This is a genomic window from Burkholderia theae (assembly GCF_048565265.1).
Lineage (GTDB): Bacteria > Pseudomonadota > Gammaproteobacteria > Burkholderiales > Burkholderiaceae > Burkholderia > Burkholderia theae.
The window spans coordinates 669,257-681,360 of sequence record NZ_CP183463.1; the positions used below are offsets into that span (position 1 = coordinate 669,257).

Below are 12,104 nucleotides of genomic sequence, written 5' to 3' on the forward strand. Positions count from 1 at the left end.
GACCGGCTGCGCCGCATGTGTCGCGCGTTATCTGATTGCCGGCCTTAATGCCGTCGCATTCCACCGCCCCCGCTCATTCCACCGAACGGATGCGTGCCGCCGAACCCGTGACTCGCGCCAACCGGGAACGGACCATGATGAAAGCCTGCGCCCACCGGCATGCCGAAGCGGCGATGCCCCATCGTATTGAAGTGATCGACGTGATCGAAGTGGTGGAAATGACGGAAACGATCGACGAACACGAAGCTCACGCCCGCGCCGATGAAAAGCGGCGGCCCCCAATACCACGGGTCGGCATACGGATAGGCAGCAGCCGGGTACCACAGCACGCTGCCGTCATCGCTTTGCACGATCTGCCACGTGCCATCGCTTTGCAGGCACGCACGCCCCACGATTTGCTGGTCCGTGCCGTCGATGTTCGCCTGCGCGACCACCGCACGGCAGGTGGTGCCGTAGTCCGGCTGATCGTCATACATTTGCGCAAGGACGGACGCGGAAAAACCGAGACAGACGATCCCTATCCCGGCTCGAAACACGTTGCACATGATCGGCTCCTGCATGGTTGCCCCCGACCACTTGCTCCGCGGCGTCGCTCGCGGCGCCCGGCGCATCGAATTGCTTGCGCAAGATTCATCGCGCGGCGCGAACGGCTCGCCGCTTCGTATCGGGTCTCCTGATGCTTAGACGATGCAGCACACCCGGATATTCCAGGGGTCGGGGTGAGAATGACAACGGCTGGAACGCGCGGTAATCGCGGCCGAATCAGGCGTCCGATTCAGCGTCTGACGACGCGGTAGATGCCCGCCGCCGTAACCCCGAAGACCAGATGAGCCACCAGCGTGATCGCGCCGCGAACCGGAACGAACCAGGGGAAGATCGCGGTGAAGGCGTACAGGTTCACGCCGTACAGGACGAGCCCGAACACGCCGCCCGCGAGCAGCGCGGGCCCGAGCGACAGGCTGCGGATCACCTTCGCCAGCACGGCCGCATAGGCCAGCGACAGCGCAGCATGCACGAGTGTCGCGACACCCATCACCAGCGGGTCGAAACCGGTGGACGCGCCGAGCACGCGCCGCCCCATCACGATGGCTGCCGTGAGACGCGCGTCGCGAAACAGGTTCCGAATCGCGTCATCGCCGACGATCGACCAGAGCAGCAATTCGATGACGGTCGATCCGAGCGCCGCGCCAAACGCTGCCCACAGAATCGGGACCGGACTGTTTTGTTTCAAGTGTCGTCCACCCTGGCGAGCAGCGGATGCATCGATGCGGGGACCGTGCGCGACAGAGCGTTACGACGCCCGTTCGCAGTCCGACCAGTACGCGAAAGGATCGCGATGGTTGGGATAGTGCTCGTCGAGCCATTTCAGCAACGTCGCGCGCGCATTGTCCATGTCGGCTTTCAGCGACGACGTCGTCAGTTCGTGTACTTCGATCGATTTTTCGCGATCGATCACGAAGCAGTTCCAGTCGGGGCCGTCCAGATCCGGATCGTCGGATGCCTTCGACGACTTGCCCCAGCCGAACCCCTTGCGTGCGTCGATGTAGTAACGCGGATGCACTTTCAGGTACGACATCTCGCCGCCCTGCAGGCTGCTCTCCGCGCGCAGCACATCGTGTCCGTCGACGATCTGCGTGACTTCCGGAAGCCGGCGCGAGCGCCATCCGACAGGCAGCGTTGCCACGGCTCGAACGCTGTCGTACGTCCCCCACTCCAGGCCCCACGCTTCGGCCATGCGTTTCATGAACGCGTCCGCGCCCGGATAGCCGCGCAACTGGATTCTCGTCGACAGCGTGCATTCAACGCGGCCGCGACCGCCGGGACCAACGGGCCCCTCGTCTTCCGACGCTTCGAACGGATTGCCCGGACGCGACGCGCTCTTTGCGTCCGCGGGCGCAATGCCCGAAAACAGTTGGTCCAGCGCCGCACGCGCTTTCGACGACTTGTTGTCTGGTCGGTTCATCGTTGACCTCCCTTGCATCCGAACGGCTGCATAAATTCTCGATTCTCGTTCATCTCTTCAACCTCACCGATTTCGGCGGCCGCATTGTCAGCGACCTTATAAAGACGTACACAAACTCCAGACGGCCCTTCGTGACAGGTCGCCACGACCGCGCCATCTAGCCCTCTTCCCGTAATGCCGCGCGCATGCGCTCCATCAACGCGAGCACCTCCGGCCGATTCTCCCCCTTCGCATGCACGAAGTGATACCGGAGCAACGAATCGACCTCATGACGGCTCACCCGGACGAGCGCGCTGCGCTTCAAATACGCATCCGCGAGCGGCGTCCGTGCCAGCGCCACGCCGAGCCCTGCTTCGGCTGCCGCCAGCACCAGGTTGTAATCCTCGAACCGGCGATCCTGCGCACGCGACTTGAACGGAATGCCCAGCGCCTCGAACCAGGTGCGCCATCCGGTCACGTCGGAATCGTGCAGGAGCGGCATATCGAGCAGCGCTGCATCACCGTGCCGCCGCCGCTCCCTGGCCAGTTGCGCGGCGAGCCGCGGATGCGCGACCGGATAAAGCCGCTCCGGCATGAACGCGCTGGTTTCGAGCTGACGCCAGTTGCCGCGCCCGTACCGAACCGACAGATCCGCTTCGCCGCCGGCGATATCCACGTTGCGCAGATCGATATGGAGATCGATGCGCAACGCGGGCGCTTCGCTCTCGAGCGCGCCCTGCCGCTCGAACAACCAGAGCTGCGCGAATGCCGGCACCACGCTCATCCTGACCAGTCGCGGCGTACGCGGCGAGCGCCACTGATCGGCCGCACTGTCGATGATCGCGAACGCCTGCTCGATCCGGCCGACGAAGCGCTGCCCGTCCGGCGTCAGGCGCACGCCGCGTGCATGACGTTCGAACAGCGCCATGCCCAGCCAGTTTTCGACAGCGGCCACCCGACGGCTGATCGCACCGTGCGTCACGCCGGAAACATCGGCGGCCGCCAGAAACGACCCCTGACGCGCCACCGTGCAGACCGTCTCCAGGCTCGCGAGCGGCGGCCGCGGGCCCGACGTCGGCAAACCAGCGGGCAGCGCCTCCGCCACCCGACGCTCAAGCACCGGACCGTCAGCCCGCCGCGGAAACGAGCTGTGAGCCATATTCATATCCGGGTGTTGATCTGTGCGCTAGCTTAGCATCTTGCCACGTCGCACCATTGCCGCATGAATACTCTTTCCTCGGCTTCGTCGCGCGGCGTGCGTCAACCGCTGGTCGCGGCAGGCGCGGTGGCTTTCACGATCGTCTCGTGGGCTTCCGCATTCCCGTTCATCCGGATCGGCCTGCATGGGCTGGCCCCACTGCAACTCGCGGCGGCGCGCTTCGCGACCGCGGCCGTGCTCGTGATCGCATGGCTCGCGTGGCGGCGGCCTCCCCTGCCGGCGAAGCGCGACGCGTTGCGCTTCGTCGCGTGCGGCTTTCTCGGCATCGCACTCTACAACGCGCTGCTCAATACCGGTGAGCAAACCGTGTCGCCCGGCGCGGCGAGTTTCATCGTGAACACGCTGCCGATCTTCACGGCACTGCTGGCCGCCGTGTTTCTTCGCGAACGCTTCAACCGGTGGGGATGGTTCGGTTCGCTGGTGAGCCTTGCCGGCATCGCGGTGATCGCACACGGGCAGCCGGGCGGCCTGGTGCTCGGCTCGGGAAGTACGCTGATACTCTGCGCGGCCCTGTGTTCGGCCAGCTATTTCGTGTTGCAGCGGCGGCTGATTCCCGTGTACGGCGCGCTGCCCTGCGCCGCCTACACGCTGCTGGCCGGCGCGCTGCTGCTCACGCCGTGGCTGCCCGGCGCGCTCGTGTCGCTCGGCGGCGCGTCGCGCGACACGACGCTGGCCGTGCTGGTGCTCGGTGTCTTTCCCGCCGCGCTCGGTTACGCGACCTGGACCTTCGCACTCGGCTACTTCGGGGCGGCACGCGCCGCCAACTTCCTCTATCTGACGCCAGCGGTCGCGACGCTCTTGTCGATGGTGCTGACGGGCGAGCGCCCTGGCATCGAGACGGCGTGCGGCGGCCTGCTGGCGATTGCAGGCGTGATATTCGTCGCACTGCGCGGGCGTTCTTAGGATCGCGGTTGTTTCGGGCGGCCATGACGGCCCGACGATCCGGAAGCGGATTGGTCCATAAGCGCCCCGGTCTCTGCGAAACCGAACGAATTATGCGGGCTTTCGATCCACGCCAATTCGCAGGTGCCGCCGGGCTTGACCGTTAGTTGCATCCAAGGGAGATCGCGCTCGACGAAGCTTTTCGATGAATCCGGGTGCGCAATCGAGAGTGTCCAAACTGTGCAGACAAATCGACCGAACAGTTCCCGATTGACCGCACGTCAGTGTGCATGGCTTCGCCCCGGCGACCGGCCGAATAATGGATGCGGACGTAAGGCCATCGACAGCGAACTGCAGCCTTCGGCTCGCTGCGGCGCACGATTTCGGGCCACGGGAATCGTCGGAATTCGGGCGCTGACCCGCGCCGCGCCGGCCCCACTACGCAATTCGCCGCAGCGCGCAAAATCAGCTTCGGATATATTCATACGAATTGCATGACGTCAGGCGTGGGTCCACCCACCCGCTCGCGCGGGCGGCCTGTCACACCGCCGGACGCCATGCAAGCGAAGCCCATGATGGGTATGGAGACTCGTCCGATCGCCCCGACCTCGCCGTCGGCCGGTCGAGACGTCAATAGAAAGATCATTCAATTCGGAGATGGCAGATGGAACGAAGCACTGTCGGCATGCGCTGCAAACCCCTGATCACCGTCGCACTGGCTGCCGCCGCGTTTGCGGCCGCATCGACCGCGATGGCCGACCAGGTCGTGAAGATCGGCAGCGTCGAACCGACGACGGGCGGCATCTCGCACCTCGGCAAGGACAACGAGAACGGCGCGCGCCTCGCGGTCGAGGAAATCAATGCGAAGGGGCTCACGATCGGCGGCAAGAAGATCACGCTGCAACTCGACGCGCAGGATGACGCGGCCGACCCGCGCCAGGCCACGCAGGTCGCGCAGAAACTCGTCGACGACAAGGTCGTCGCCGTCATCGGCCACCTGAACTCGGGCACGTCGATCCCGGCGTCGAAGATCTACAGCGATGCGGGCATCGTGCAGATTTCGCCGTCGGCCACGAACCCGACCTACACGCAGCAAGGCTTCAAGACGACCTACCGCGTGGTGGCAACCGACGCGCAGCAAGGCCCGGCGCTCGCGAGTTACGCGCAGGCGAAGGGCGTGAAGAGCGTGGCGGTGGTCGACGATTCGACCGCTTACGGCCAGGGCCTCGCGAACGAGTTCGAGAAGAAGGCGAAAGCACTCGGCCTGAAGGTGCTGTCGCACGACGCGACCAACGACAAGGCGGTCGACTTCCGCGCGATTCTCACGAAGATCAAGGGCGAGAACCCCGACGCGATCATGTACGGCGGCATGGACGCCACCGGCGGCCCGCTCGCGAAGCAGGCGAAGCAGCTCGGCCTGCGCGCGAAGATCCTGTCCGGCGACGGCGTGTGCACCGACTCGCTGGCCGAACTGGCCGGCCCGGCGGCCGACAACGTGCTGTGCTCGCAAGCCGGCGCGGCGCTCGAGAAGATGCCGGGCGGCGCGGCGTTCGTCGCGAAGTACGAGAAGCGCTTCAACCAGGGCATCAAGTTCGACGCGCCGTTCGCGTACGACGCGGTCTACATCGCCGTCGATGCGATGAAGCGCGCGAACTCGACCGATCCGGCCAAGATCCTCGCGGCGATGCCGGGGACGAAGTACGACGGCGTGATCGGCACGACGACCTTCGATTCGAAGGGCGACCTGACGCACGGGATCATCTCGATCTACGGCTACAAGAGCGGCAAGAAGACCTTCCTCGACCAGGTCAAGATGTAACCCGCCCTGGCGCCGGCACGACGGGAACGCCACCCGTCGGCGCCGGCGCCGCGCGGGCCGATTTCTGAATCACGGAGACGAAGCAACATGTGTGCAATGGCGTATACCGAATTTCAGCAGGAGTTGAGAAAGGCACAGCTGACTGCGCGAGAGTTCGCCCGACTGATCCGGATGAACGAAAGCTCCATCACGAACTATTCCAGCAAGGGCACCGTCCCGTCCCACCTCGCGGTCATCGCGAAACTGATCGGCACGCTGGCCGCGCACGAGATCGACTTCCGGCGCGTGATCAAGCAGATGCGGATCGAGCCGAAACGGCCGCGCGGCGTCGGCGTATTTCCCGCGGCCGACAAGCCGCGTGCAAGGAAAACCGCGAAAGCCGACGCGTGAGCCGCGGCATGTGTCGAGTGCGGCACGGCTAGCCGCTCGACATTCGACGTCACCTCACGGGCACCGCGACACGCGCCGCCCGATCGTCACCCCGCCGCCCGCACGTGATCGAGCAGCGCCTGCAACGGATGGCGCAACTGCCGCGCGGACATGCGCTTCACCTGGCTGCGACATGAATACCCGGTCGCCAGCGCCTCGCCTTCCGCATCCGGTGCAGCGACGTGCGCGGCCCACGATTGCGCATAGATCGTCTTCGACGTGTCCAGGTTGCGCGCCTCGTGCCCATAGGTGCCGGACATCCCGCAGCACCCGGTCGCCTGAACCTGCAGGCACAACCCGCGACGCGCGAACACCTGCGCCCATTGCTTGCCGCTGTCCGGCGCATTGGTCTTCTCGGTACAGTGCGGCAGCAACCGGTACGTACCGGACACACGGGGCACACCGTCCGCGCCCGCTTCCGGCAGCGCGTGCAGCAGCCATTCCTGCGGCAACGCAACCGTCGGCACATCGCTGAGCCCCGTCACCTTCAGGTATTCCTGCCGGTACGTGAGCGTCATCGCCGGATCGAGGCCGACCAGCGCGACGCCCGACCGCGCCAGCGCGGCCAGTTGCGTCGCGTTGCGAATCGCCGCCTTCTCGAATGCCCGCAGAAAGCCTTGCACGTGCAGCGCCTTGCCGTTCGGCGCGAGCGGTGCGAGCCACACCTGGAAGCCCATGCGCGCCGCCAGCTCGATCAGCGTCGCCAGTTGCTCGGTATCGAAATAGCGCGTGAACGTGTCCTGCACGATGACGACGCTGCGCGCGCGCTGCGCCTCGTTCAGCGCCGCGAGCGCGTGCGGGTCGGCCGGCTTCACGCGCCATTGGCGCATCACGGCCGCGAGATCGAAGCGGCTCAGCAGCGGGCTGTCGACCATGCCGACCTGCCGCTCCAGCAGCGTGCGCACCCACCCCGCGCGCATCAGCCCGTTGTACAGCGCGGGCACCCGCGCCATCCACGGCATCGTGAATTCGAGCGAGCCGATCAGGTAGTCGCGCAGCGGCCGCAGGTAGCGCTGGTGATACAGCTCGAGAAAACGCGAGCGGAATTCGGGCACGTTGACCTTGACCGGGCACTGCCCCGCGCACGACTTGCACGCGAGGCACCCGGCCATCGCGTCATACACCTCGTGCGAGAAATCGGCGTCGCCGTTGCGTGCGGCGCGGCTGTTGCGCCAGCGGGCGGCAAGGCCGCTCAGGAATGGCTGCCGCGCGCGCGCCGCCGCGACGACGTCGACGCCGGCCTGCCCTTGCAGGCGCAACCATTCGCGCATCAGCGACGCGCGCCCCTTCGGCGAATGCACGCGCTCGCGCGTCGCCTTCCACGACGGACACATCGCGTCGTCCGGATCGAAGTTGTAGCACGCGCCGTTGCCGTTGCAGTGCATCGCGGTGCCGTAGCTCTGCCACACACGCTCGTCGATCTGCCGGTCGTGATCGCCGCGCATCGGCACTTCGTCGATCTTCAGCAGCCGCATCGCGGGTTCCGGCGGCGTCGCGATCTTGCCCGGGTTGAACTGGTTGTGCGGATCGAACGCAGCCTTCAGTTGCTGCAGCGACGGATACAGCTCGCCGAAAAACGCCGGCGCATATTCGGAGCGCACGCCCTTGCCGTGCTCGCCCCACAGCAGGCCACCATGACGCTGCGTGAGTTCGGCCACCGCGTCCGACACGGGCCGCACCAGCGCGGCCTGCCGCGGATCCTTCATGTCGAGCGCCGGGCGCACATGCAGCACGCCCGCGTCGACGTGGCCGAACATCCCGTACTGCAGCCCGTGGCCGTCGAGCAGCGCGCGGAATTCCGCGATGTACGCGGCGAGGTTCTCGGGCGGCACCGCGGTGTCCTCGACGAACGGCTGCGGACGCGCCTCTCCCTGCACGTTGCCGAGCAGGCCGACCGCGCGCTTGCGCATCGCATACACGCGCTTCACCGCATCGTCGCCGGCCGCGAGCGTATGGCCCAAGCGCTCCACGCTCGTATCGGTGCGCAGATGGTCGACGAATGCACGCACGCGCGCATCGACGTCTTCCGCATCGTCGCCGCTGAATTCGATCAGATTGATGCCGAGCGTCGGCCGCCGGTCGTCCTGCGGAAAATACTCGGCCACGCTGCTCCACACGAAGTCCTTCATCGCCAGCATCAGCACCTTCGAGTCGACCGTCTCGATCGACAACGGCTTGTGCTCGAGCAGCGCGCGCGCATCGCGCAGCGCGTCCATGAAGCCGGCGTAGCGCACGTTGACCAGCACCGAAACCTTCGGGATCGGCAGCACGTTGAGCTTCGCCTCGACGACGAAACCGAGCGAGCCTTCGGCGCCGCACAGCACGCTGTTCAGGTTAAAGCGGCCGTCCGGTTCGCGCAGGTGCGCGAGGTCATAACCGGTCAGGCAGCGGTTGAGCTTCGGAAACTTCGCCTCGATCAGCGCCGCCTTGTCGTCGCTGATGCGCCGCGCGGTGCGGTAGACCTTGCCGATGCGGTCCTGCCGCGCACACCGGCGCTCCAGTTCGTCGTTCGCGAGCGCGTCGCTGTGCAACTGCTCGCCGCCCATCAGCACGAAATCCAGCTCGAGCACGTGGTCGCGCGTCTTGCCGTACGTGCAGCTGCCCTGCCCGCTCGCGTCGGTGTTGATCATCCCGCCGACGGTCGCGCGGTTCGACGTCGACAGCTCCGGCGCGAAAAACAGCCCGTACGGCTTCAGCGCCGCATTGAGCTGATCCTTGACGACACCCGCCTGCACGCGCACCCAGCGCCGCTCGACGTCGATTTCAAGGATCCGGTGCATGTTGCGCGACAGGTCGACCACCACGCCGTCGGTCAGCGACTGCCCGTTGGTGCCCGTGCCGCCGCCACGCGCGGCCACCTTGACGTCGCGATGCGCGGGCTCGGCCAGCAGCGTGGCCAGCAGCCGGACGTCGTCCGCATGCGCGGGGCAGATCACCGCTTGCGGCAGGCGCTGGTAGATCGAGTTGTCGGTGGACTGGACCGTCCGGTTCGCATGGTCCGCGTGGATTTCCCCGGCGAATCCGGCGGCCTGCAGCGCGGCGAGAAAGTCACGGTACGCGTTCGCGGGCGGGCTGGCGGGACGGGGCAACGGGGCGATCGACATGGGGTAAAAGCGGGGCAAAGGCGCAACATGGGTGGAACCGGTGTGTTTGCCTGCGCCAAAACATGAGTTTTGAGCAAGTTTCCACGCGACCGGGAATTCCAGTATCTTTGGAATATCCGCGAGAAACAAACGAATTCTCACCCGGCGAATATTGCATAAAACTCATGAATTACCGTCGCCTCACCCCGTCCATGTCGCTGCTGCTCGTGTTCGAGGCAGCCGCGCGGCACGAAAGCTACACACGCGCGGCCGAGGAGCTGTCGTTGAGCCAGAGCGCGATCAGCCGGCAGGTCCAGACGCTCGAGGATCAGCTCGGCGTGCCGCTGTTCCGGCGCGAAGGGCGCTCCGTGAAGCTGACGGAAGTCGGGCGCCGCTATTTCGCCGAGCTGAGCGGCGCGCTCGGGCGCATCCGCGGCGCGACCTTGCAGGCGATGTCCCATCAGGCGGGCGCCGGCACGCTGCGGCTCGCGACGTTGCCGACGTTCGGCTCGAAATGGCTGCTGCCGCACCTGCACGACTTCTACGCCGCGCATCCGGGCGTGACCGTGCACCTTCATTCGCGGATCGGCGGCATCGATTTCCTCAACGACGACCTCGACGCGGCCATTACCGTCGGCGCGGGCGACTGGCCCGGCCTGCATGCGCATCGGCTGTACAACGAGTTCCTGATCGCGATCGCGAGCCCCGAGGCGGGCAGCCGCAAGGCCGGCACACGCACGCCGGCCTGGGCCGCGAAGCAGACGCTGCTCGGCGTGACGAGCAACCAGCAGGCGTGGGCCGAATGGTTCTCGCACTATCGGCTCGACCATCGCCAGATGCGCATCGGCCCGAGCTTCGAGCTGACGTCGCACCTGATTCAGGCGGTGCGCGCCGGAATGGGAATCGGGCTGGTGCCGAAGGTGCTGGTGGAGGACGAACTGAGCCGCCACGAGCTCGTGTCGATCGGCGACGCGATTACCAGCCAGCGCAGCTATTACCTCGTCTACCCGCCGGGGAACGAAACGCTGCCGTCGCTCGTCGCGTTCCGCGAATGGCTGCTGAAGTCGTGCTGAAGCACCGCCGGCAACGTGCCGGTCAGGTCCGCCATTCGCCGAGAATCTGCTCGGCGAGGTAATCGCACGGCGGCCGCGCGGACTGCGCGCTGCGCGCGAGCACGACCTCGAGTTCGCCCAGCGGCGGCAGCCCGTGGCTCTCCGAAAGCTGGACGAGGTGTTCCGGAACGCAGCAGCGCGCCAGCGGCGCGACCGCGAGCCCGGCCTCGACCATGCTGAGCAGCCCGAGGTAGCTCGGGCTTTCGTACGACATCCGGAACGGAATGTGCTGCCGGTTCAGCGCCTTGATCGCGTGATCGCGCGCCATGCTGCCGCCGTGCGTGAAAAACGCCACCGGCAGCGGCCGCTCCTCCCACACGTTTCGTTTCGGCGACCCGGTCCAGACGATCGGCTCCATCCGGATCAGTTCGCCGGTCACGCCCTTGATCCGCGTGAGACACGCGAGGTCAACCGTGTTGTCCTTCAGCATCGGCACGAGCGCGCTGCTCGGCTGGCCGATCACGCGCACTTCCACGCGCGGATGCATCGCGGCGAATTTGCCGAGCACCTGCGGCAGCAGCGACGAAATGTAGTCGTCGGGCACGCCGATCGTCACGCGGCCGCGGATCTCCGGGCGCACGACCGATGCCCACGCCTCGTCGCGCATCGCCAGCATCCGGCGGCCGTATTCGGCGAGCATCCTGCCGTCGTCGGTGGCCGTCACGTTGCGCGTGTCGCGGATGAAGAGCGGCTTGCCGAGCGCGTCTTCCAGCGCCTTGATCTGCATGCTCACCGCCGACGGCGACCGGTGCACGGCCTGCGCGCCCTGCGCGAACGATCCGGACTCCGCCACGGCCACCACCATCGCCAGCACATCGAGGTCGAGCTTTTTCATGGCGTTCAGAAAATCTGATCAATCGATTCAGTTTATCCCGTTTTACTGTTCTCCTCCACGGTCGGACAATCCATCCCGTCAGCACTCGTTGCAGGAATCGGAAACATGCATACGTCCGGATCGATCTACGGATTTCTCGTCATTGGCGGCATGCTCGCGGTCACGCCGGGGCCGAACATGGTCTACGTGATGTCGCGCTCGATCGCGCAAGGGCGCACGGCCGGGCTGATCTCGCTGGCCGGCGTGATGCTCGGTTACCTGTTCTACATGTTCGGCGCGGCGTTCGGCATCACGACGCTGTTCATGAGCGTGCCCTATGCGGGCAGCATACTGGGCGCGGTAGGTGCGGTTTATCTGCTGTATCTGGCATGGCAGGCGGTCAGGCCCGGCGGCCGCTCGCCGTTCGAGGTGCAGGCACTGCCGAACGAACAGCCGCTGCGCCTGCTCGCGATGGGCGCGACGACCAGCGTGCTGAACCCGAAGCTCGCGATGCTGTTCGTGTCGCTGCTGCCGCAGTTCATCGACTACCGCAGCGGCAGCGTGTTCGGCCAGTCGCTGTTTCTCGGTTCGCTGCTGATCGCCGCGTTCATGTCGGCAAACGGGCTGGTGGCGATCTGCTCGAGCAGCATCGCGAAGTTCCTGCACGGGCGCCCGACGCTGCTGCTCGCGCAGCGCTGGGCGATGGGCCTCATCCTCGGCAGCCTCGGCGTGCAGATGGTTGTCGATGCATCGAAACTGGCGGGCGTGGCGTAAGTATCGCGCGGGCGCGGCACGGGCTGACGC

11 protein-coding genes are annotated in these 12,104 nt (G+C 66.3%); 5 read left to right on the plus strand and 6 right to left on the minus strand.

The genetic code is table 11. From position 1 onward, the window contains the following. Positions 1-44: 44 nt before the first annotated feature. The 4 genes from ACN22W_RS35765 to ACN22W_RS35780 all read right to left on the minus strand — a co-directional run bounded on the left by ACN22W_RS35765 (position 45) and on the right by ACN22W_RS35780 (position 3,107). Entirely contained in the window at positions 45-545 is a 501-nt protein-coding gene (locus tag ACN22W_RS35765) for a hypothetical protein (protein WP_129517601.1), read from the minus strand. Positions 546-775: 230 nt separating this feature from the next. Continuing rightward, complete coding sequence (locus ACN22W_RS35770; RefSeq protein WP_419690719.1) at positions 776-1,231, minus strand: sodium:proline symporter; 456 nt, start codon at positions 1,229-1,231, stop codon at positions 776-778. Positions 1,232-1,291: 60 nt separating this feature from the next. Continuing rightward, complete coding sequence (locus ACN22W_RS35775) at positions 1,292-1,963, minus strand: nitroreductase (RefSeq protein ID WP_129517599.1); 672 nt, start codon at positions 1,961-1,963, stop codon at positions 1,292-1,294. A gap of 157 nt (positions 1,964-2,120) precedes the next feature. Then, on the minus strand, positions 2,121-3,107 hold the full coding sequence (locus ACN22W_RS35780; protein WP_419690720.1) for a LysR substrate-binding domain-containing protein: 987 nt from the start codon (positions 3,105-3,107) through the stop codon (positions 2,121-2,123). A 57-nt stretch (positions 3,108-3,164) separates the two neighbouring features. Here ACN22W_RS35780 and ACN22W_RS35785 point away from each other — a divergent pair, with 57 nt between their 5' ends. From ACN22W_RS35785 to ACN22W_RS35795, 3 genes are all read left to right on the plus strand, one after another. Then, positions 3,165-4,064, plus strand: a complete 900-nt coding sequence (locus ACN22W_RS35785) for a DMT family transporter (protein WP_048242520.1) — start codon at positions 3,165-3,167, stop codon at positions 4,062-4,064. A gap of 643 nt (positions 4,065-4,707) precedes the next feature. Further along, positions 4,708-5,862, plus strand: a complete 1,155-nt coding sequence (locus tag ACN22W_RS35790; protein ID WP_048242521.1) for a branched-chain amino acid ABC transporter substrate-binding protein — start codon at positions 4,708-4,710, stop codon at positions 5,860-5,862. An 87-nt stretch (positions 5,863-5,949) separates the two neighbouring features. Next, positions 5,950-6,252, plus strand: a complete 303-nt coding sequence (locus ACN22W_RS35795) for a hypothetical protein (protein ID WP_048242522.1) — start codon at positions 5,950-5,952, stop codon at positions 6,250-6,252. An 86-nt stretch (positions 6,253-6,338) separates the two neighbouring features. Here the strand turns inward: ACN22W_RS35795 and ACN22W_RS35800 are convergent, their stop codons facing one another. Then, positions 6,339-9,395, minus strand: coding sequence for an FAD-binding and (Fe-S)-binding domain-containing protein (locus ACN22W_RS35800; RefSeq protein ID WP_419690721.1), 3,057 nt, complete (start codon positions 9,393-9,395; stop codon positions 6,339-6,341). 164 nt (positions 9,396-9,559) lie between these two features. On the opposite strand from ACN22W_RS35800, the gene ACN22W_RS35805 reads away from it, so the two are divergent. Further along, positions 9,560-10,447, plus strand: a complete 888-nt coding sequence (locus ACN22W_RS35805) for a LysR substrate-binding domain-containing protein (RefSeq protein WP_193102328.1) — start codon at positions 9,560-9,562, stop codon at positions 10,445-10,447. Positions 10,448-10,469: 22 nt separating this feature from the next. Here the strand turns inward: ACN22W_RS35805 and ACN22W_RS35810 are convergent, their stop codons facing one another. After that, positions 10,470-11,321, minus strand: coding sequence for a LysR substrate-binding domain-containing protein (locus ACN22W_RS35810; RefSeq protein WP_129517594.1), 852 nt, complete (start codon positions 11,319-11,321; stop codon positions 10,470-10,472). A 105-nt stretch (positions 11,322-11,426) separates the two neighbouring features. On the opposite strand from ACN22W_RS35810, the gene ACN22W_RS35815 reads away from it, so the two are divergent. Beyond that, positions 11,427-12,074 carry a LysE family translocator gene (locus tag ACN22W_RS35815; RefSeq protein ID WP_129517593.1) on the plus strand — a complete coding sequence of 216 codons (648 nt, stop codon included), beginning with the start codon at positions 11,427-11,429 and terminating at the stop codon, positions 12,072-12,074. Positions 12,075-12,104 lie beyond the last annotated feature (30 nt).